Source organism: Bordetella saccharivorans, assembly GCF_045862855.1.
Lineage (GTDB): Bacteria > Pseudomonadota > Gammaproteobacteria > Burkholderiales > Burkholderiaceae_B > Bordetella_A > Bordetella_A petrii_F.
The window spans coordinates 1,760,657-1,781,745 of record NZ_BAAFZO010000001.1; the positions used below are offsets into that span (position 1 = coordinate 1,760,657).

Consider the following 21,089-nt stretch of genomic DNA (forward strand, 5'->3'; position numbering starts at 1 on the left):
TCGCCATCACGGATCCCCATGCCCGACCACGCCTCGCAACTTCCCCGCACGCAACTCGTCGTCAAGCCGGACTGGACCGACTTGTACGGCCACATGAACGCCGCCCGCTATGTGCGGGTGTTCGACCATATCGGCTTCCAATTGCTGGAGCCGCTGGGGGTGGGCGAAAGCTATACCCAGGCCACGCGCTGCGGCATCTATACCGTCGACATCGCGGTCAACTATCGGCGCGAACTGCTGGCCGACGACCCGCTGGAGTTGCGCGTGCGCGTGCTGGACGCCGACGCGAAGCGCCTGCTGTGCCTGATGGAGCTGTTCCAGACGCGCGACCAGTACCTGGCTGCCACCATGGAACAACTATCCGTCAACGTGAACCTCGACACCCGGCGCAGCCAGCCGTTCCCCGCGGAACTGGCGCAGTCGCTGCAGGCCGCGGCGCGCGCGCACGCGGCGGTGCCGCTACCCGAGCGCCACGTGCGCCGGCTGGCGTTGACGCGCCAGGCAACGACCTGAGCTCGGCCGGCGCCATCGCTCACAATTTGTTTCACCTCCGGCGCCCGCGCAGATCGCCGCGGGATGCCGACGCGATACAGCGAACGGGCAGCCAATTCCCGTCTTCTGCACGCTTCCGGCCGCCAATAGCTTCAAAATCGCGGGGATTGCCAGCCCCTCCGGCCATTCCTACTATCCGCCGCTCAACTGTCTGGCCGGTGCCCTGATACTCGCGATGGCTGTCACCGCGAGGCCGGCCCGGCCTGGTTCTGGAGCCGGCAATGCACGATCGCGCACCTGATTCCCGCACGGCCGACTGGCGCGCCCGCAGCTTGCGCCACGTCTGGCATCCCTGCACCCAGATGAAGCGCCAGGCCGCCATGCCCTTGCTGGCGCTGGCGCGCGGCGAAGGGCCGTGGCTGGTCGACATGGATGGCCGCCGCTACCTCGACGCCATCAGCTCGTGGTGGGTGAATTTGTTCGGCCATGCCAACCCGCGCATCAACGCTGCGCTGCACGACCAGCTGGCCCGGCTGCCGCACGCGATGCTGGCCGGCTGCACGCACGCGCCGGCCGTCGAGCTGGCCGAGCGGCTGTCGGCGCTCGCGGGCGGCGCGCTGGGCCATTGCTTCTATGCCTCGGACGGCGCATCGGCGGTGGAAATCGCCCTGAAGATGAGCTTCCACGCATGGCGCAACGAGGGCCACGCCGACAAGCGCGAATTCGTCTGCGTGCGCCATGGCTACCATGGCGAGACGCTGGGCGCGCTGGGCGTCACCGACGTGGCCGTGTTCCGCGACGCCTATGATCCCCTGCTGCGCCAGGCCCACGTGGTGGCTTCGCCCGATGCCCGCCAGGCAGGCCCCGGCGAAGACGCCGCCGCCGTCGCGCAACGCGCCGCCGCCGACCTGCAGGCCTTGCTCGAAGCCCGCCATCGGCAGATCGCCGCGGTCATTATCGAGCCGCTGGTGCAGTGCGCGGCGGGCATGGCGATGCACGATCCCGCCTACCTGCGCCAGGTGCGCGCCCTGTGCGACCGCTACCAGGTGCACCTGATCGCCGACGAGATCGCGGTCGGCTGCGGGCGCACCGGCTCGTTTTTCGCGTGCGAGCAGGCCGGCGTCTGGCCCGACCTGATGACGTTGTCCAAGGGCATCACCGGTGGCTACCTGCCGTTGTCACTGGTGCTGAGCACCGATGCCATCCACGACGCCTTCTACGACGACGACGTGGCGCGCGGTTTTCTGCACTCGCACTCGTACACCGGCAACCCGCTGGCCTGCCGCGCGGCGCTGGCCACGCTGGCCATTTTCGACGAAGACGACATCCTGGCGCGCAACCGCGCCTGGGCGGCGCGATTCGATGCGGCCCTGGCGCCGCTGCGGCGCCACCGCGCGGTCCGCCACTGGCGGCGCGCCGGCATGATCTGGGCATTCGACGTGGCGGCCGATGCCGATTTCGCGCAGCGCTATGCGGCGGCGGCGCTGGCGCGCGGACTGCTGTTGCGCCCCATCGGCGCCACGGTCTACCTGATGCCGCCCTACGTGCTGGACGAGGCAACCACCGCCTGGCTGGCGCGTGAGACGCTGGCCACGCTCGACGACGCCCTGGAGGCCCACTGATGCAATTGCTCGACTCCCTGGAAGCCGGCCTGCGCGATCTCGAGGCGCGCCACCTGCGCCGCCGCCGGCGCACCACCGACACTCCCTGCGCGCCCGCTGTGCGCGTCGATGGCCGCGACATGCTGGCCTTCTGCAGCAACGACTACCTGGGCCTGGCGGCCCACCCGGCGGTAATCGCCGCCCTGGCCGACGGCGCCGTGCGCTACGGCGCGGGCAGCGGCGCCTCGCACCTGATCAGCGGCCACAGCCGCGCCCATGCGCAACTGGAAGAGCGGCTGGCGGCCATGCTGGCGCCGCATATCGAGCAGGCCCGGGCGCTGTACTTCTGCACCGGCTACATGGCCAACCTGGCGGCGCTGGGCGCGCTCGCCGACAAGGACGCCGAGATCTATTCCGAAGCGCTCAACCACGCGTCGCTGATCGACGGCGCGCGGCTGTCGCGCGCGCGCGTCCACGTCTACCCGCACGGCGACACCGGCACGCTGGGCAAGCTGCTGGCGGGCAGCCGGGCGCGTACCCGGCTGATCGTGACCGACGGGGTATTTTCGATGGACGGCGACATTGCTCCGCTGCGCGACCTGCTGGCGCTGGCCGAGCGCCATGGCGCCTGGCTGGTGGTGGACGATGCGCATGGCTTCGGCGTGCTGGGCCGGCACGGACATGGTGTACTGGAGCACCTGGGCTTGAACTCGCCGCACCTGGTGATGATCGGCACGCTCGGCAAGGCCGCCGGCGTGGGCGGGGCCTTCGTGGCCGCGCACGCGACCGTGATCGACTGGCTGGTCAACCGCGCCCGGCCGTATATCTTCAGCACCGCCGCGGCGCCGGCGCAGGCCCATGCGCTGCTGGCCAGCCTGGACCTGATCGAAGGCGCCGAGGGTGCGCAGCGGCGCGCGCACCTGCGCGCCCTGACCGGCCGCTTGCAGGCCGGGCTGCGCCTGCGACGCTGGCGCCACGTCCCCACCCCCACCGCCATCCAGCCTATTGTGCTGGGCGAGAACGTCGCGGCCCTGCGCGCGGCGGCGGCGCTGGAGCGCGCGGCATTGTGGGTGCCCGCCATCCGGCCGCCCACCGTGCCGCCCGGCACCGCGCGCCTGCGCGTGACCCTTTCGGCGGCGCACCAGCCCGCCGACGTGGACCGGCTGGTCCACACCCTGAACCGCCTGGAAGAGGAGCCCGGCCATGCCTGACACGCCACGCCCGCACGACTATTTCGTCACCGGCACCGACACCGAGATCGGCAAGACGCTGGTGTCCTGCGCGCTGCTGATCGCGGCGGCGCGGCACGGCCGGCCGGCGGCCGGCCTGAAGGCCGTGGCGGCCGGCGCCCGGCCGGCCGACGGCCGCTGGCTCAACGAGGACGTCGAGCAACTGCGCCAGGCCAGCACCGTGGCGCTGCCCGGCGCGGGACACTGCCCCTATGTGCTGCGCGCCGCGGTCGCGCCGCACATCGCCGCCGCCGCCGAGGGCGTGGCGCTGGAGCCGGAGGCCATCGTGCAGGCATACCGGCAGGCCACCGCGCACGCGGACACCGTCATCGTCGAAGGGGTGGGGGGCTTCCGCGTGCCGCTGAACGACCATCAAGACACGGCCGACCTGGCGCAGCGGCTCGGCCTGCCGGTCATCCTGGTGGTGGGCATGCGGCTGGGCTGCATCAGCCATGCCCTGCTCACCGCCGAAGCGATTGCCGCGCGCGGGCTGCGCCTGGCAGGCTGGGTGGCCAACCAGATCGACCCGGCCATGCAGCAGGCGCCAGCCAACATACAGGCGCTCGAACAGCGCCTGCCGGCCCCCTTGCTGGGCACGCTGCCGTACCTGGACCGGCCCGACCCACGCGAAGCCGCGCGGCAGCTGCGCGCCAGCCGGCTGTTTTAGAGGGAACAGCCCCTGGGGCGGTTCACTCGGCCTGCAGCGCCGCGAACCGCTCGGCCAGGAAGTCGATCAGCGCCCGCACCGCCGGCAACTGGCCGCGGCGCGATGCAAAGACCGCATGCACGATCTCGCGGCGCGGCGCCCAGTCGGGCAATACCGTCACCAGCTCGCCGCGCTCGAACTGCTCGCGCAGCAGCATGGTGGGCAATTGCACGATGCCCACGCCCGCCACGGCGGCCGCGCGCAGCGCCAGCATGCCGCGCGTGACCAGGCGCGGCTGGTGGCGAATGGCCGCCTGCGCGCCATCCGGGCCCAGCAGCCGCCACACGTGTTCGCTCTGCGGCAGCCCCAGGCCCAGGCTGGGCAGGTCGCCCAGGTCGGCCGGCGCGCGCGGCGTGCCGGTCTGCCGCAATAAAGCCGGACTGGCCACCAGGCATTGGCGGCGCTCGGCCAGCACCCGCATCACCAGGTCGCTGTCGTCCAGCGGCGGCGGCCGCACCCGGATCGCCACGTCGATGCCCTCGGCCACCACGTCCACGCGCCGGTTGGTTTCCTCCAGGTGTATGTGCACCAGGGGGTACTCCACCATGAAGGCGGCCAGCATCTCGGCCACCTGCGCGTCCAGCAGCGCGACCGGGCAGGTCACCCGCACCGTGCCGCGCGGCTCGGCGCGGGTCAGCGCCACCGCCTCCTCGGCGGCGTCGGCCTCCACCAGCATGGCCTTGCAATGCGCGTAGTAGGTCTGGCCGATCTCGGTCACCGCGAACTGGCGCGTCGAGCGCAGGATCAGGCGGGTATCCAGGCGCGCCTCCAGCAGGGCGATGCGCCGGCTGAGCTTGGATTTGGGAATGCCCAGCGCGCGGCCGGCCGGCGCGAAGCCGCCGTGGTCGACCACCTGCACGAAGTAGTAAAGATCGTTCAAGTCCGGCATATCGTTCACTAAATAGAACGCTGAAGGCAAATTTTACGGTCTAGGCGGCCAATTGTCGCGAATCTATAGTCTCTCCATGGGCTGCACGCCGCGATGTGCAGCCGGCAAGCGGAGAACGACATGAAGCAAGTCCTCGGTATCTACAGCGCGCCCCGGCCCCACTGGGTAGGCGACGGCTTCCCGGTGCGCTCGATGTTCAGCTATGACAGCCATGGCCGCCATCTCAGCCCGTTCCTGCTGCTGGACCATGCCGGTCCGGCCCAGTTCGAGCCGGCGGCCCGGCCGCGCGGCGTGGGCCAGCATCCGCACCGCGGCTTCGAGACCGTGACCATCGTCTACCAGGGCGAAGTCGACCATCGTGACTCCACCGGCGCGGGCGGCCACATCGGCCCCGGCGACGTGCAATGGATGACGGCCGCCGGCGGGATCCTGCACGAAGAGTTCCATTCCGAAGCCTTCACCCGCCAGGGCGGCGCGCTGGAGATGGTGCAGCTATGGGTCAACCTGCCGGCGCGCGACAAGATGTCCGAGCCTGGCTACCAGACGCTGCTGGACCGCGACATCCCATCCGTGGACCTGCCCGGCGACGCCGGACGCGTGCGCGTGATCGCCGGCGAGTTCGCCGGCCGGCGCGGCCCGGCCCGCACCCGCACGCCGATGGACGTGTGGGATGTGCGGCTGCGCCAGCAGGGCGCGACGACGTTCCGCGTGGCCGAAGGCCGCACCCTGGCGCTGGCCGTGCTGCACGGCACGGTGCTGGTCAACGGCAGCGACATCGCGCGCGGCGGCCAACTGGTGCACCTGGCCCGCGACGGCAGCGACGTGCAGGTCGAGGCCAACAACGACGCCACGCTGCTGCTGCTGAGCGGCGAGCCCATCGACGAACCCATCGTCGGCTACGGCCCGTTCGTCATGAACAGCCAGGCAGAAATCCGCCAGGCCATCGACGACTTCAACCACGGCCGCTTCGGCCAGATGGCGCATTGACCCCGGGCCCCGCCGCCAGGCGGGGCCATTTCCTCCGCCCCCTGGGGCTTCCCGCTGTACTTTTTCCCGGAGACTTACCATGACCAAGCCCTACGTTCGCCTCGACAAGGACAACGCCGCCGTACTGATGGTGGACCATCAAGCCGGACTGCTGTCCCTGGTCCGCGACATCGATCCCGATCGTTTCAAGAACAATGTGCTGGCCCTGGCCGACCTGGCCCAGTACTTCAAGCTGCCCACCATCCTGACCACCAGTTTCGAGGACGGCCCGAACGGCCCGCTGGTGCCGGAGCTCAAGGCGCAATTCCCCGACGCCCCCTACATCGCCCGGCCCGGCCAGATCAACGCCTGGGACAACGAAGACTTCGTCAAGGCCGTCAAGGCCACCGGCAAGAAACAGCTGATCATCGCCGGCGTCGTCACTGAAGTCTGCGTCGCCTTCCCCGCGCTGGCCGCGCTGGAAGAAGGCTTCGACGTGTTCGTCGTCACGGACGCCTCCGGCACCTTCAACGCGCTGACCCGCGATGCCGCCTGGGATCGCATGAGCGCCGCCGGCGCCCAGCTGATGACCTGGTTCGGCGTGGCCTGCGAACTGCATCGCGACTGGCGCAACGACGTCGAGGGCCTGGCCGCGCTGTTCTCGAACCACATCCCCGACTACCGCAACCTGATCACGAGCTATTCCACGCTGACACAAGGCAAGTAATCCCGGCCCGCGGCGCGCCTGGCCGCCCGCTGCGGCCACCGGTGCCGACGCCCACCCCGTGGTGGGCGTTTTTCGTTGGCGCCGCGGCCAGTGTTACAACGCTGGGAGCCGCGCCGCGCATGTGCGCTGCGCGGCACAGTGGACCGGCTTCACCCAGGAGTACTACGTGGAATTCGCCTTGCAGAAATTCGGCCCCCGTGACTTTGACGACTATTTCCGGCTCGTGGGCGATGCCAGGGTCATGGCCATGATCACGGAACGCGCCATCCCCCTGGATGAAGCCCGGCGCGACTACGACAAGCTGCTGGCAGGCAACGCCATCCACCCCGAGCTGGGACAATTCAAGATACTCGACGCGCAAGACGGCGGCTTCGTCGGCCTGGCCAAGCTGGAAGTGCCGGCCGCCGACGCGGAAACCGCCGAACTGGGGTACATGATCCTGCCTGAATACTGGGGCCGCGGGATCGCCGGCCGGGTGGCGCGCCGGCTGGTCGCCAGGGCGCAGGCGCAGCCCGCGCTGCGCGGATTGTTCGCCATCATCGACCCGGCCAATCTGCCGTCCAGGAAAATCCTGCTCAACAACCAGTTCGTGTCGCGCGAGTTCAAGGACTTCGACGGCCTGCCCGGCGAAGTGCTCGAGCGGTCCTGGTAAGCCGCCGTGGTCAGGCCGGAGCGTGGCAGACCGCTTCGATATTGTGCCCGTCCGGGCCGATGACGAACGCCGCATAGTAGGTCGCCTGGTACTGCGGGCGCAGGCCCGGCGCGCCATTGTCCTGGCCGCCCGCCGCCAGCGCCGCGTTGTAGAACGCATCGACTTGCGCGCGGGTCTCGGCCACGAAGGCCAGGTGCAGGGGCGCCGGTTTATGGTCGGTCTGGAACAGGCACAGCGAAGCCTTGCTGCCAGGGCCGACCAGCTCGATCCCATACGCCGGCGTTCCTTCCCCGGCCACGACCACGCCGAGCGGTTCGAGCGCCTTGAGGAAGAACGCCTTGCTGGCGGCATAGTCGGTGACGCCGAATTTGACATGGTCGAACATACGCGCTCCTGGGGTATCCGGGCCGATGCGGGGCTTGCGTGCCGCTGGCAGAGTATTCCACAACGGCCCAAGAAAAAAGGGGCTGCGTCTGCAGCCCCTTGTCGCGGACGTGCGTGCTACGCGTCGATGTTGGACGCCGACAGCGCGTGCGTCTCGATGAACGCGCGGCGCGGCTCCACGTCGTCGCCCATCAGGGTGGTGAAGATCTCGTCGGCCGCGATGGCGTCCTCGATCTTCACGCGCAGCAGGCGCCGCACGGCCGGGTCCATGGTGGTTTCCCAGAGCTGGTCGGGGTTCATCTCGCCCAGGCCCTTGTAGCGCTGCTTGGAAATGCCGCGCTCGGCCTCGCCGCGCAGCCACTGCATGGCTTCGCGGAAGTCGGACACGAACTGTTCCTTGCGCTTGTCGCCCTCGCCGCGCGCCACCACGGCGCCAGGCCCCATCAGGCCCAGGAAGGTCTTGGCCGAGCGAGCCAGGGCCGCGTAATCGGCGCCCTGCACGAAGTCGGCGTCGATGACGCTGACGCGCACGTTGCCATGGTGCATGCGGCGCACCAGCAGGCGATGCTGCTCGTGGGCCTCGTCGAACTCGGCCACCACCTCGACGCCATTGCCCACCACCGCCTCATGCAGGGCGTCGGACAGGCGCTTGGCCGACGCGGCGGCCGTCTCGGCCGTCGCCAGGTCGATTTCCACGCCCTCGGCCATGGCCGACAGGGCATCCACATCGTACAGGCGCGACAGGCGGGCGATGACGGCATCGGCCAGCACGTACTGGCGGGCCAGTTCGGCCAGCGCCTCGCCGGTGATCGGCGCGGCGTCCTGGGCCGGCACCAGCGAGGCCTCTTTCAGGGCCAGCTGCATCATGAACTGCGCTTCTTCCTGGTCGTCCTTCAGGTAGCGCTCTTCGCGGCCCACCTTGACCTTGTACAGCGGCGGCTGGGCAATATAGACGTAGCCGCGCTCGATCAGCTCGGGCATCTGGCGGTACAGCAGGGTCAGCAGCAGCGTGCGGATGTGCGCGCCGTCCACGTCCGCGTCGGTCATGATGATCAGGCGGTGGTAGCGCAGCTTGTCGATGTTGAAGTCCGGGCCGATGCTGGTGCCCAGCGCGGTGATCAGCGTGGCGATCTGCTCGCTGGCGATCAGGCGGTCGAAGCGGGCCTTCTCGACGTTCAGCACCTTGCCGCGCAGCGGCAGGATGGCCTGGAACTTGCGGTCGCGGCCCTGCTTGGCCGAGCCGCCGGCCGAATCGCCCTCGACGATATACAGCTCGCACAGCGCCGGGTCCTTTTCCTGGCAGTCGGCCAGCTTGCCGGGCAGGCCGGCGCCTTCCAGCACACTCTTGCGGCGCGTCATCTCGCGCGCCTTGCGGGCGGCCTCGCGGGCGCGCGCGGCCTCGACGATCTTGGCGCACAGCGCCTTGGCGTCGTTGGGATGCTCCAGCAGCCAGGTTTCCAGCGTGCGCGCCACGGCGTCCTCGACGGCCGGGCGCACCTCGCTGGACACCAGCTTGTCCTTGGTCTGGCTGCTGAACTTGGGCTCGGGCACCTTGACCGACAGCACGCAGGCCAGGCCTTCGCGCATGTCGTCGCCGGAGGTCTCGACCTTGGCCTTCTTGGCCAGCTCGTTGTCGGCGATGTACTTGTTGATGACCCGCGTCATGGCCGCGCGCAGGCCGGTCATGTGCGTACCGCCGTCGCGCTGCGGGATGTTGTTGGTGAAGCACAGCACGGTTTCGCTGTACGTGTCGTTCCATTGCATCGCCACTTCCACGCCCACCGGCACGCCGCCGGCGCTGGACTCGGCCGTGACCGCGAAGACGTTGGGATGCAGCACGGTCTTGGCGCGGTTGATGTATTCCACGAAGCCGCGCACGCCGCCCGAGAACGCGAAGTTCTCTTCCTTGCCCTGGCGCTGGTCGACCAGGCGGATCTTCACGCCGTTGTTCAGGAAGGACAGCTCGCGCAGGCGCTTGGACAGGATGTCGTAGTGATACTCGACGTTGGTGAAGATCAGCGGGTCGGCCAGGAAGCGCACTTCCGTGCCGCGCTTGTCGGTCGTGCCCGTGACCGCCAGCGGGGCCACGCGCTCGCCCTGGCGGAACTCCATCTGGTGCACCTGGCCGTTGCGGCGGATGGTCAGCCGCAGCCATTCGGACAGCGCGTTCACGCAGGACACGCCCACGCCGTGCAGGCCGCCGGACACCTTGTACGAGTTCTGGTCGAACTTGCCACCGGCGTGCAGTTCCGTCATGACGATTTCCGCCGCGCTGCGGCCGAACTCGTCGTCCTTGTGGATCTCGGTGGGAATGCCGCGGCCGTTGTCGGTGACGGAAATCGAATTGTCGGTGTGGATGGTCACCACGATGTCGTCGCAGTGGCCGGCCAGCGCCTCGTCGATCGCGTTGTCGACCACCTCGAACACCATGTGGTGCAAGCCCGTGCCGTCGGAAGTGTCGCCGATGTACATGCCTGGGCGCTTGCGCACGGCCTCCAGCCCTTTGAGCATCTTGATCGAATCGGCGCCATAGCCGGTGTTCTCGGGATTGCTGTTCTGCTGATCTGACATGTCTTTATCGCTAACACTTCAAAAAACGGCCTCGCGGCCGGTCCGCGGCATGCGCCAGGCGCGCGCCGCGGCATAAACCCAGGCGCGGATCAGATCCGCATGGGCATGACGACGTACTTGAACTGGTCGTCGTCGGGCAGGGTGAGCAGCGCCGACGCATTGGCGTCGGGCATGACCGACCACTGGATGTTCTCGGCCTTGACGTTGGCCAGCACGTCGAGCAGGTAGCTGACGTTGAAGCCCACGTCGAGCGCTTCGTGGCCGTAGTCGATATCGAGCTCTTCCTGCGCCTCTTCCTGCTCGGCGTTGGAAGAAGAGATCTTCATCTGGTTCTGCGCCAGCTGCAGGCGCACGCCCTTGAACTTGTCGGTCGTCAGGATGGCGGCGCGCAGCAGGCTGCCCTGCAGGGCCTCGCGGTTGACGATGAACTGGCGCGTGTAGTTGGTGGGGATCACGCGCGTGAAATCGGGGAACTTGCCTTCCACCAGCTTGGACACCAGCTCGACATCGCCGAAGCGGAAACGGATCTGGCCCGGCGCCACGTCGATGGAGACGGGCTCGTCGGAATCTTCCAGCAGGCGCTGCATTTCCAGCACGGTCTTGCGCGGCACGATGACTTCGTGCCGTTCGGCGATGCCGTCGGCCTCGGTGGCGCAATGGGCCAGGCGGTGGCCGTCGGTGGCCACGGCGCGCACGCGGCCGGCTTCGAACACCAGCAGCATGCCGTTCAGGTAATAGCGGATGTCCTGCTGCGCCATGGCGAAATGCACCATGTTCAGCAGGTGGCGCAAGGTACGCTGCGGCAGCGTCAGGGAGACATCCCATTTCTCGGGCTGCGCCACGGTGGGGAATTCGCTGGCGGCCAGCGTCTGCAGGGCAAAGCGGCTCTTCGCGGACTGCACGGACAGCTTGTTGTTGGCCAGCGCCAGCTTGACCTCGCCCGTATCCGGCAGCGCCTTGAGGATATCGAGCAGCTTGCGCGCCGCCACGGTGGTGGATTCGTTGTCCTGGCCCACGCCGAAATCGGCATGCGTGGTGATCTGGACTTCGAGGTCGGTGGCAATGAAGGCGACCTTGTTGCCTTCCTTGCGCATGAGGATGTTCGCCAGGATGGGCAGGGTATGGCGTCTTTCGACGATTCCCGCCACGGTCGACAGCGGTTTCAGCAATGCATCGCGTGTGGTTTGTACGAGTTGCATGTTCATCCTTTTAGAGTTTGTTCCAACACGTGCAGGGTATGGTTGAGCTCTGCCTGCTTGGCGCGGGCATCGGATATCTTGCGCACCGCGTGCAGCACGGTGGTGTGGTCGCGGCCACCGAACAGATCGCCGATTTCCGGCAGGCTTTTCTGGGTAAGCTCCTTGGCCAGGTACATGGCAACCTGGCGTGGCAGGGCGATATTGGCCGGCCGCCGTTTCGAATACATGTCGGCGACCTTGATCTTGTAGAAATCGGCCACCGTCTTCTGGATGTTCTCGACCGTGATCTGGCCGTTGGACACCGACAGCAGGTCCTTCAGGGCTTCCTTGCAGACGTCCACCGAGAGCACGTCGCGGCCATGGAAGCGGGCATAGGCCAGGACCTTGCGCAGCGCGCCTTCCAGTTCGCGCACGTTGCTGCGCAGGTGCTTGGCGATGAAGAAGGCCACTTCCTCGGGCATGGGCACGCCCTCGGACTCGGCCTTGCGCAGCAGGATGGCCACGCGCATCTCGAGTTCGGGCGGCTCGATGGCCACCGTGAGGCCGGAATCGAAGCGCGAGATCAGGCGGCTGTCGATGCCGGCCAGTTCCTTGGGATAGGTGTCGCTGGTGATGATGATCTGCTTGCGCTGCGCGACCATGGCCTCGAACGCGTAGAAGAATTCTTCCTGCGTGCGGCTCTTGCCGGAGAAAAACTGGATATCGTCGATCAGCAGCAGGTCGAGCGAATGGTAGTAGCGCTTGAAATCGTCGAAGGCCTTGCGCTGGTAGGCCTTGACCACGTCGGACACGTATTGGTCGGCATGCACGTAGCGCACCCGCACGCCCGTGCCGGCCGCCACCATGGCATTGCCGATGGCATGGATGAGGTGGGTCTTGCCGAGGCCCACGCCGCCATACAGGAACAGCGGGTTGTACGAAATGCCGGGGTTCTCGGCCACCTGCAGCGCCGCCGCGCGGGCCAGCTGGTTGGCCTTGCCGGTGACGAAGTTGTCGAAGGTCAGGTCGGTGTTCAGGCGCGAGCGCTCGTACACCACGCCGGCGGCGTCGGCCTGGACCGCCGCCGCCACGGCCGCCGGGCTGGGCGCCGCGGGCGCCGGCGCGGGGGCGGCAGCGGGCACGGCCGCCTGGGCCGGCGCGGGCGCCGGGGCCGATGGCGCGGCGGCCGGGGTGCCGGCCGGCGACGCCGCCGGCATGCGCGGGGCCGCCCCGCCGGCCGGCAGCTCGAACGCCACCTGCACCGGCCGCTGGAACCATTCGGCCGCCAGGGCCTCTATTTGGTGGGAAAAGTTCTTGCGCACCCAATCGAGCTTGAAACGGTTGGGCGCGGCTACGCGCAAAACTGCCTGCGTCTCGTCGAACGCAAGTGGCACCAGCGGCCGTATCCAGGCGCTGATCTGTTGAGGGGGAAGTTCCTGCTCAAGACGACTGACGCAGGTCTGCCAGAATTCTTTCATGTCGCTCTTATTCAAACCTCGATTCTACCTTGCCTGGGGGTGGGTTATCCACAGGCCGGGACTGTTACGTCCCTGCGTTCAGGGCGTAACTGTTTGACAAGGCAGAGAAAACTTGCTGAAATGATGGGCTTTTCCGAATTCTGTCTGTCAGAAGGTTCCTTTTACGTGCGGCGGGGCCACCGCCAGCCGCGAAGAGCGCCGGGGCATGCCCCGGCCGGGAACCCGTCGGGCAGGTCCCTTCTGACGTTGTTCTTTTTGTGGATCGTCCATGAAACGCACCTACCAACCTTCCGTTACCCGCCGCAAGCGTACCCACGGCTTTCGCGTGCGCATGAAAACCCGCGGCGGCCGTGCCGTGCTGAACGCCCGCCGCGCCAAGGGCCGCAAGCGCCTGGCCGTCTAAGGCCGCAACCGGTAGCTGCCGCCCTCCGCGCATCGCCCCACCGGTCGTCCATGCCGCGCGCCACGCTTCCTCCCGAGGCGCGGCTGCATCGCCCCTCCGAGTTCGCCGCCGCCCTGAAAGGGCGCCGACTGGCCCGAGGGGCTTTCTTCATTCTCAGCGCCGCGCCGCCGGCCAGTCCGCCCGCGGGCCAGGCGCGGCTGGGCATGGTCATCGCCAAGCGCTACGCTGCGCATGCCACGACGCGCAACGCCCTCAAACGGGTCATCCGCGAATCATTCCGGCATCGCCGGCTGGGCCTGCCGCCGCAAGATTACGTCGTGCGCCTGCACAGCAAGGTGGCGACGGTCTCGCTGACCGCGCTGAAACGCCTGGCGCGCGCTGAAGTGGACGCTCACTTTGCACGAGTGGGGCCATGCTGAAGGCCTTGTTCATTGCGCCGATCCGGTTCTACCGGTTTTTCCTGAGCCCCTGGCTCGGCCGGCAGTGCCGTTTCACCCCGACCTGCTCGGCCTATGCCATCGAGGCCATCGAGCAACACGGCGCGTGGCGCGGGGCGTGGCTGGCGGCCCGCCGCATCGGCCGCTGCCACCCGTGGTCGCCGGGCGGACACGACCCGGTTCCGGCGCCGCACCCCTCCGCCGGGGCCACATGCTGCGGGCATGACCGCCGCACCGGTCCCGATTGACGCTAAACTCGCGGGTTTGCCGTCCCGATTTCGGCCGGCCCGTATACAACCGTAGGCACCATGGATATCCGACGAACCATCCTCTGGATGATCTTCTCCTTCTCGCTGTTGCTCCTGTGGAACAACTGGCAAATCCATACCGGCAAGCCGTCGCTGTTTGGTACGCCCCCCGCGAGCGACACCGCGAAACCGTCGGGCCAGGAAACGGCCGCCAACGGCCAGGCGCCGGCCGCCACCCCGTCGGTGCCCACGACGCCCGCCGCCGCGCCCAGCACGGTGCCGGGCGCGGCCACGCCCGCGCCGACGCGCGCCGAGCAGGTCGTGATCACGACCGACGTGCTGCGCCTGACCTTCGACACCACCGGCGCCCAACTGGTGCGGGCCCAACTGCTCAAGTACCCGACCGCCGGCCAGCCCAACAAGCCCACCGTATTGCTCGACCGCTCGCCTGAATTGACCTACGTGGTGCAGTCGGGCCTGGTCGGGGCGCCCAACGGCCAGAGCTTCCCCACTCACCAGACGCCGTTCCGCCTGGTGTCCAGCGAGCGCGAGCTCACGGGCGACGCCCTGAAGGTGGCCTTCGAGGCCGAATCGGGCGGCCTGAAAGTCACCAAGACCTACACCCTGCATCGCGGCCGCTACGACATCGACGTCCAGCACGCGCTCACCAACACGGCCGGCGAACCCCTGTCGCCCTCGCTGTACCTGCAGCTCGAGCGCGACGGCAACGATCCGGCCGACACGTCCAGCTTCTACCACACCTTCACGGGCGTGGCGGTTTACTCTGAACAAGAGAAATTCCAGAAGATCACCTTCTCGGACATCGCCAAGAGCAAGGGCGACTACATCCGCCAGGCCGACAACGGCTGGCTCGCCATCGTGCAGCATTACTTCGCGACCGCGTGGATCCCGCCGCAAGGCAAGCCGCGCACCAACGAACTGCTGCAAGTCCAGCCCAACCTGTACGCCGCGCGCAGCATCGAGGCCGTCGGCGCGGTGCAGCCGGGCGCCACCGCCCAAGTCGATTCGCACCTGTGGGTCGGCCCGCAGGACCAGAAAGCCATGGGCGCGCTGGCGCCCGGCCTGGAACTGGTGGTCGACTACGGCTGGCTGACCATCATCGCCAAGCCGCTGTTCTCGCTGCTGACCTGGCTGCACGGCCTGCTGGGCAACTGGGGCTGGGCCATCGTCGCCCTGACGGTGATCATCAAGGCGGTGTTCTTCCCGCTGGCCGCCGCCAGCTACCGCTCGATGGCGCGCATGAAGCAGGTCGCCCCGCGCCTGCAGGCCCTGAAAGAGAAGTACGGCGACGACCGCCAGAAACTCAACCAGGCCATGATGGAGATGTACCGCACCGAGAAGATCAACCCGCTGGGCGGCTGCCTGCCCATGGTGGTGCAGATCCCGGTGTTCATCGCGCTGTACTGGGTGCTGCTGGCCAGCGTCGAGATGCGCGGCGCGCCCTGGATCCTCTGGGTGCACGACCTGTCGGTGCGCGACCCGTACTTCATCCTGCCGGCGGTGATGATGGCCACCATGTTCCTGCAGATCAAGCTCAACCCCACGCCGCCCGATCCCATCCAGGCCAAGGTCATGATGATCATGCCGCTGGTGTTCGGCGGGATGATGTTCTTCTTCCCGGCCGGCCTGGTGCTGTACTGGTGCGTGAACAACACGCTGTCCATCGCCCAGCAATGGACCATCACGCGCAACCTCGAGCGCAAGGCGGCCCAGGCGGCCAGCCGCTAGCCCCGTACGCGCATCCGGCGCCCGCGCGCGCCGGATGCGTCGGCCGACATCTCAGGCCTGCTATGGAAAATTTATTGCCATGGCAGGTCTATTAGTTTTTGTTTATTGTCAAGGGTCAATAAATCAATTTCCCCTCGGTCATACCTCGCTCCTATCATTGATGCGTGCCTGCTTCCGGGCCGGCACCCGATCACCGCGGCTTGCCGCCATTACGACAAGATGGGAATCGCCATGACCGACAAGACTCTGACCACCGCCGCCGGCGCCCCGGTCGCCAACAACAACCACTCCATCACCGCCGGGCCGCGCGGCCCCGTGCTGCTGCAGGATGTCTGGCTGATCGACAAGCTGGCGCATTTTGCCCGCGAACGCATCCCGGAACGCGTGGTCCACGCCAAGGGCTCGGGCGCGTACGGCACGCTTACCGTCACCCACGACATCACGCGCTACACGCGCGCCAAGTTGTTCTCGCAGGTGGGCAAGCAGACCCCGCTGTTCATCCGCTTCTCCACCGTGGCGGGCGAGCGCGGCGCCGCCGACGCCGAGCGCGATGTGCGCGGCTTTGCCATCAAGTTCTACACGGAAGAAGGCAACTGGGACTTGGTCGGCAACAACACGCCGGTGTTCTTCCTGCGCGACCCGCTGAAATTCCCCGATTTCATCCACACCCAGAAGCGCGACCCGCAGACCAACCTGCGCAGCGCCACTGCCGCCTGGGACTTCTGGTCGCTGAACCCCGAATCGCTGCACCAGGTCACCATCGTCATGAGCGACCGCGGCCTGCCGCAGAATTATCGCCAGCAGCACGGCTTCGGCTCGCACACCTTCAGCTTCATCAACGCGCAAGGCGAACGCTTCTACGTGAAGTTCCACTTCAAGTCGCAGCAGGGCATCGCCAATTACACAGATGCGCAGGCCGCCGAACTGGTGGGCCGGGACCGCGAAAGCGCGCAACGCGACCTGTACGACAACATCGGGCAGGGCAATTTCCCGCGCTGGGCCATGAAGATCCAGGTCATGCCCGAGGCCGACGCCGCCACCTACCGCATCAACCCGTTCGACCTGACCAAGGTCTGGCCGCACGCCGACTATCCGCTGATCGACGTCGGCACCATCGAGCTGAACCGCAACCCCGAGAACTATTTCGCGGAAGTCGAGCAGGCCGCCTTCACCCCGGCCAATGTGGTCCCCGGGATCGGCTTCTCGCCCGACAAGATGCTGCAGGGCCGCCTGTTCTCGTACGGCGACGCGCACCGCTATCGCCTGGGCGTGAACCACCACCAGGTGCCAGTCAACGCGCCGCGCTGTCCGTTCCATAGCTTCCATCGCGACGGCGCCGGACGGGTCGACGGCAACCATGGCGGCACGGTCAACTACGAACCCAACAGCGCCGGCGAATGGCTCGAGGCGCCCTCGGCCGCCGAGCCGCCGCTGGCGCTGGACGGCCAGGCGGCCGACCGCTGGAACCATCGCGTCGACGAGGACTATTATTCGCAACCGGGCGCGCTGTTCCGCTTGATGACCGACGACCAGAAGCAGCAATTGTTCGGCAACATCGCCCGCCACATGGCCGGCGTGCCGGAATACATCCAGCGCCGCCAGCTGGAACACTTCCGGCTGGCCGACCCGGACTACGCCGCCGGCGTCGCGGCCGCGCTGGGCCTGAAGTAAGCGGGCAGCGCCCTGGCCCCGGCGGGGCGCCCCAGGGCCGCCCAACGTCCTTTGTCCCCGAACGCCCCCGGCTACCGCCGGGGGCGTTCGGCGTTTTGGACATGCCCGGATCGCCTCGGCTACGCGCCAACCCGGATTGACATTATCTAAATACCGGTCGTATGGTTTATAGAACCTTTAGATGACCTGGCCGGCCTTGCCCCACGACGACAACTATCGGGCAGCCCGGCACGCACCCGTCCCTTGCTTCAGCCTTGCACTACCACCGGCCACCCATGCCAAAGGAGCCACACATGAAGCATCACCCCTACAGGCCGAATTGCTGGCGCCGCAGGATGGTTGCAGGAGCGCTGGGCATACTGCTGGCCGGTGGCGCCGCCGGTGCCCTGGGCGCCGGCTATCCCGAGAAGCCGATACACATCATCGTGCCGTGGCCCGCGGGCGGGCTGGTCGACCTGCCGGCCCGCCTGCTGGCCGAGAAGCTGCAGGCGGAGCTGGGCGCCACCGTCATTGTGGAAAACAAGACCGGCGCCGGCGGCACGATAGGCGCCGACAGCGTTGCCAAGGCCCCGGCCGACGGCTATACGCTGATGGTGACGACCAGCGCCATTGCCATCAACCAGGCGGTAGGACTGCCACAGCCGTTCAACCTGCTGCAAAGCTTCCAGCCCGTCGCGCCGCTGGCCTACGCGCCCTTGATCCTGGTGACGCATCCCAGCCAGGGGCCCAAATCCCTGGCCGAACTGATTGCGCGCGCCCGCGCGGCGCCCGGACAGCTCAGCTACGCCTCGGCCGGCAACGGCACCCCTGGCCACCTGGCGGGCGAGTGGCTGAAGTCGCGCGAGAAGCTCGACGTCCTGCACGTGGCCTACAAGGGCGGGCCGCCCGCCATGACGGACCAGATCGGCGGACGAGTCGATTTCCACTTCGCCAATGCCGCGGTGGCGCTACCGCAAATCAACGGCGGCAAAGTCGCCGCGCTGGCCGTGGCCAGCGACAAGCGCATGCCCCAGCTTCCCCAGGTGCCGACCATGGCCGAAGCCGGCGAACCCGGCTTCAACACGGACCAATGGATTGGCTTGCTGGCGCCGGCGGGCACGCCGGACGCCGTCGTCGGGCGCCTGAACCAGGCCGTGTCCAAGGCGTTGGCCGACGCCGGGATCCGCGACGCGATGACCCGCAGCGGCATCACCGCGGCCGAGCCGGCCACCGTCGCGGAGTTCGATGCCGAAGTCCGCGCGGACCTCGAAAAATGGACCGGCATCGTCCAGACCGCGCAAATCAAAGTGGAGTAATGCCATGCGCACCATCTTCGTCCTGTTCGACTCATTGATGCGATCGGCGCTGCAATGCTACGGAGGCACGGCGATCGAGACGCCCAACTTCAACCGCTTTGCCGAACGGGCCATCACATTCGAGCGGCATTTCGTCGGCAGCCTGCCGTGCATGCCGGCGCGCCGCGAGATGCACACCGGACGGCTGAACTTCCTGCACCGCAGCTGGGGCCCGCTGGAACCCTTCGACCAATCGTTCGCCCAACTGCTCGGCGCGCGGGACGTCTACACGCACCTGGTGTCTGATCACTACCATTACTGGGAAGACGGCGGCGCCACCTATCACAACCGCTACAACACCTGGGAATTCGTGCGCGGCCAGGAATGGGACAAATGGAAAGCCATGGTGCAGCCGCCCCTGGAGCGCTTTCGCGCCATGTACCATCGAATGCAGCAGCCCGCCGCCAAGGGCGACGGCCGCATACAGGCCATGGTGAACCGCGAGTTCATGCGCGACGAAGCCGACTACTGCTGCCCGCGCACATTCGCCGCCGGGTTCGAGTTCCTCGAACGGAACCGCGCGGCCGACGACTGGCTGCTGCACCTGGAATGCTTCGACCCGCACGAACCGTTCCACGCCCCTGCGCACTACCGGCAGCGCTATCCCAGCGACTACCACGGACCGATCCTGGACTGGCCCCGCTACAAGCGCAGCGAAGAGTCCGCCAGCGAAATCGCCGAGTTGCGCGCCAATTACGCGGCGCTGGTGACCATGTGCGACCATCACTTCGGCCGCCTGCTCGACTTCCTCGACCAGCACGACATGTGGAAAGACACGGCCGTCGTCTTGACGACCGACCATGGCTTTCTGCTGGGCGAGCATGACTGGTGGGGCAAGAACCGCATGCCGTTCTACAACGAGATCGCCCATATCCCGTTGATCATCCATCACCCGGCGCATGCCCACCACGCCGGCGCCCGGCGCCAGGCGCTGACGCAGACGATCGACATCATGCCCACGTTGCTGGCGCTGCACGGCATCGAGGCGCCCCCGGCCTGCAACGGACGGTCGCTGCTACCGCTGCTGGAACAGGATGGGCCCGGCCGCGAAGCGGCCCTGTATGGCATGTTCGGCGCGGGCACCAATATCACCGACGGCCGCTACACATATTTTTTGTATCCCGAGGACATGACGCGCCAGCAGCTGTATGAATACACGCTGATGCCCATGCACTTGAAGACCCTGTTCCACGTCGACGACCTGCGCGGCGCCGAGCTGTCGCCGCCATTCGCCTTCACGCAGGGCGTGCCGGTATTGAAAGTCCCCGCGCGGCGCAACGACCGCGGACAGCCCACCGGCCACCAGGGCCAGGGCGGCGGCTACGAGGACACTACAACCGTGGTCTACGATCTCGAGACCGACTATGCGCAGCAACGGCCTTTCCGCGACGCGGCGATCGAACGGCGGCTGCAGGAGTCGATGATCAAGATCATGCGCGACAACGACGCGCCGCCCGAAGCCTACCAGCGCCTCGGCCTGCAAGCGCCGCCGCGCTAGCGCTGCATGCCCCAGCGGCGCACCGTGACGCGCTCCAGCGTGTTGAACACCAGGTTCTCCACTGCCAGGCCGATGATCACCACCGCCGCCAGGCCGGCGAAGACGCGGTCGGTATAGAGTTCGTTGCGGTTCTGGAAAATGAACCAGCCCAGGCCGCCCTTGCCGCTGGACGCGCCGAACACCAGTTCGGCCGCGATCAGGGTGCGCCAGGCGAAGGCCCAGCCGATGCGCAGGCCCGCCAGGATGGCCGGCAGGGCCGCCGGCACCAGGATGCCCAGGACGTAGCGCGGGCCTTTCAGGCCGTAATTGCGGCCGGCCATGCGCAGGGTTTCCGGCACGGCCAGGAAGCCCGAATAAATATTCAGCGCCAGCGCCCACAGCACGGAGTGGATCAGCACGAACACCAGGCTGCCTTCGCCCAGGCCGAACCACAGCAGGGCCAGGGGCAGCAGCGCGATGGCGGGCAGGGGGTTGAACATGGCCGTCAATGTAGACAGCACGTCGCGGCCCAGGCGGGTGGAGACGGCCAGCGTGGTCAGCAGGAAGGCCAGGGCGATGCCGGCCGCGTAGCCCTTGAGCAATACAGCCAGCGACTGCGCCGCGCGCGCCGGCAGTTCGCCGTCGGCCAGGCCCTGCGCGAACGCCTGGGCAGTCTGCCAGGCTCCGGGCAGCAGCAGGTCGTTGCCCGTATAGCGGGCGGCGGCCTCCCACAGCAGGGCCAGCGCCAGCAGGATGCCCGCCTTGCGCAGCGCCACGTGTTGCCGCAGCCGTTCATGCCAAGGCAGCGGCGCCTCGGCCGCCAGCCCGGGCAGGGGCGGCAAGACGTGCTCGATCTCCGGGCGCAACACGATGCCCTGTGCGGTGGTGCTCATGGAC

20 protein-coding genes are annotated in these 21,089 nt (G+C 67.8%); 14 read left to right on the forward strand and 6 right to left on the reverse strand.

Annotated elements, in window-relative coordinates; genetic code table 11:
- Positions 1-18 precede the first annotated feature (18 nt).
- The 4 genes from ACKTT0_RS08440 to bioD all read left to right on the forward strand — a co-directional run bounded on the left by ACKTT0_RS08440 (position 19) and on the right by bioD (position 3,989).
- Entirely contained in the window at positions 19-513 is a 495-nt protein-coding gene (locus ACKTT0_RS08440) for a thioesterase family protein (protein ID WP_407849492.1), read from the forward strand.
- Positions 514-773: 260 nt separating this feature from the next.
- Positions 774-2,114, forward strand: coding sequence for an adenosylmethionine--8-amino-7-oxononanoate transaminase (gene bioA, locus ACKTT0_RS08445; protein ID WP_407849493.1), 1,341 nt, complete (start codon positions 774-776; stop codon positions 2,112-2,114).
- On the forward strand, positions 2,114-3,304 hold the full coding sequence (bioF, locus tag ACKTT0_RS08450) for an 8-amino-7-oxononanoate synthase (RefSeq protein WP_407849494.1): 1,191 nt from the start codon (positions 2,114-2,116) through the stop codon (positions 3,302-3,304). Before bioA ends, bioF begins: the two co-directional genes overlap by 1 nt.
- Positions 3,297-3,989 carry a dethiobiotin synthase gene (bioD, locus tag ACKTT0_RS08455; RefSeq protein WP_407849495.1) on the forward strand — a complete coding sequence of 231 codons (693 nt, stop codon included), beginning with the start codon at positions 3,297-3,299 and terminating at the stop codon, positions 3,987-3,989. The genes bioF and bioD overlap by 8 nt, the downstream gene beginning before the upstream one ends.
- A gap of 22 nt (positions 3,990-4,011) precedes the next feature.
- On the opposite strand, the gene ACKTT0_RS08460 is transcribed toward bioD, so the two are convergent.
- Positions 4,012-4,917, reverse strand: coding sequence for a LysR family transcriptional regulator (locus tag ACKTT0_RS08460; RefSeq protein ID WP_407849496.1), 906 nt, complete (start codon positions 4,915-4,917; stop codon positions 4,012-4,014).
- A 120-nt stretch (positions 4,918-5,037) separates the two neighbouring features.
- On the opposite strand from ACKTT0_RS08460, the gene ACKTT0_RS08465 reads away from it, so the two are divergent.
- From ACKTT0_RS08465 to ACKTT0_RS08475, 3 genes are all read left to right on the forward strand, one after another.
- Positions 5,038-5,904 (forward strand): pirin family protein, encoded by an 867-nt coding sequence (locus tag ACKTT0_RS08465; RefSeq protein ID WP_407849497.1) that lies wholly within the window; start codon positions 5,038-5,040, stop codon positions 5,902-5,904.
- A gap of 79 nt (positions 5,905-5,983) precedes the next feature.
- Complete coding sequence (gene ycaC, locus ACKTT0_RS08470; RefSeq protein WP_407849498.1) at positions 5,984-6,610, forward strand: isochorismate family cysteine hydrolase YcaC; 627 nt, start codon at positions 5,984-5,986, stop codon at positions 6,608-6,610.
- Between the two features lie 166 nt (positions 6,611-6,776).
- The gene (locus tag ACKTT0_RS08475; RefSeq protein WP_407849499.1) at positions 6,777-7,262 is read left to right on the forward strand and encodes a GNAT family N-acetyltransferase; all 486 of its coding nucleotides are present in this window, start codon (positions 6,777-6,779) and stop codon (positions 7,260-7,262) included.
- 10 nt (positions 7,263-7,272) lie between these two features.
- Here the strand turns inward: ACKTT0_RS08475 and ACKTT0_RS08480 are convergent, their stop codons facing one another.
- From ACKTT0_RS08480 to dnaA, 4 genes are all read right to left on the reverse strand, one after another.
- Positions 7,273-7,647, reverse strand: coding sequence for a VOC family protein (locus tag ACKTT0_RS08480; RefSeq protein ID WP_407849500.1), 375 nt, complete (start codon positions 7,645-7,647; stop codon positions 7,273-7,275).
- 116 nt (positions 7,648-7,763) lie between these two features.
- Entirely contained in the window at positions 7,764-10,217 is a 2,454-nt protein-coding gene (gene gyrB, locus ACKTT0_RS08485) for a DNA topoisomerase (ATP-hydrolyzing) subunit B (RefSeq protein WP_407849501.1), read from the reverse strand.
- Positions 10,218-10,306: 89 nt separating this feature from the next.
- Complete coding sequence (dnaN, locus tag ACKTT0_RS08490; RefSeq protein ID WP_028353873.1) at positions 10,307-11,416, reverse strand: DNA polymerase III subunit beta; 1,110 nt, start codon at positions 11,414-11,416, stop codon at positions 10,307-10,309.
- Positions 11,417-11,418: 2 nt separating this feature from the next.
- A complete protein-coding gene (gene dnaA, locus ACKTT0_RS08495; protein ID WP_407849502.1) occupies positions 11,419-12,873 on the reverse strand; it encodes a chromosomal replication initiator protein DnaA in 1,455 nt (484 codons plus the stop codon).
- Positions 12,874-13,141: 268 nt separating this feature from the next.
- Between dnaA and rpmH the strand changes: the two genes are divergently transcribed.
- The 7 genes from rpmH (at position 13,142) to ACKTT0_RS08530 (ending at position 20,213) form a co-directional block, all read left to right on the forward strand.
- Positions 13,142-13,276, forward strand: coding sequence for a 50S ribosomal protein L34 (rpmH, locus tag ACKTT0_RS08500; protein WP_003800771.1), 135 nt, complete (start codon positions 13,142-13,144; stop codon positions 13,274-13,276).
- 50 nt (positions 13,277-13,326) lie between these two features.
- Positions 13,327-13,695, forward strand: a complete 369-nt coding sequence (locus ACKTT0_RS08505; RefSeq protein ID WP_407849503.1) for a ribonuclease P protein component — start codon at positions 13,327-13,329, stop codon at positions 13,693-13,695.
- A complete protein-coding gene (gene yidD, locus ACKTT0_RS08510; RefSeq protein WP_407849504.1) occupies positions 13,689-13,961 on the forward strand; it encodes a membrane protein insertion efficiency factor YidD in 273 nt (90 codons plus the stop codon). Before ACKTT0_RS08505 ends, yidD begins: the two co-directional genes overlap by 7 nt.
- A gap of 60 nt (positions 13,962-14,021) precedes the next feature.
- The gene (gene yidC, locus ACKTT0_RS08515) at positions 14,022-15,710 is read left to right on the forward strand and encodes a membrane protein insertase YidC (protein WP_407849505.1); all 1,689 of its coding nucleotides are present in this window, start codon (positions 14,022-14,024) and stop codon (positions 15,708-15,710) included.
- A gap of 231 nt (positions 15,711-15,941) precedes the next feature.
- Positions 15,942-17,381 carry a catalase gene (locus tag ACKTT0_RS08520; RefSeq protein WP_407849506.1) on the forward strand — a complete coding sequence of 480 codons (1,440 nt, stop codon included), beginning with the start codon at positions 15,942-15,944 and terminating at the stop codon, positions 17,379-17,381.
- A gap of 293 nt (positions 17,382-17,674) precedes the next feature.
- A complete protein-coding gene (locus ACKTT0_RS08525) occupies positions 17,675-18,676 on the forward strand; it encodes a tripartite tricarboxylate transporter substrate binding protein (protein ID WP_407849507.1) in 1,002 nt (333 codons plus the stop codon).
- Between the two features lie 4 nt (positions 18,677-18,680).
- The gene (locus tag ACKTT0_RS08530) at positions 18,681-20,213 is read left to right on the forward strand and encodes a sulfatase (protein ID WP_407849508.1); all 1,533 of its coding nucleotides are present in this window, start codon (positions 18,681-18,683) and stop codon (positions 20,211-20,213) included.
- Here the strand turns inward: ACKTT0_RS08530 and ACKTT0_RS08535 are convergent.
- A complete protein-coding gene (locus ACKTT0_RS08535) occupies positions 20,210-21,085 on the reverse strand; it encodes an ABC transporter permease (RefSeq protein WP_407849509.1) in 876 nt (291 codons plus the stop codon). The two genes, ACKTT0_RS08530 and ACKTT0_RS08535, sit on opposite strands and share 4 nt — an antisense overlap.
- Positions 21,086-21,089: the final 4 nt, after the last annotated feature.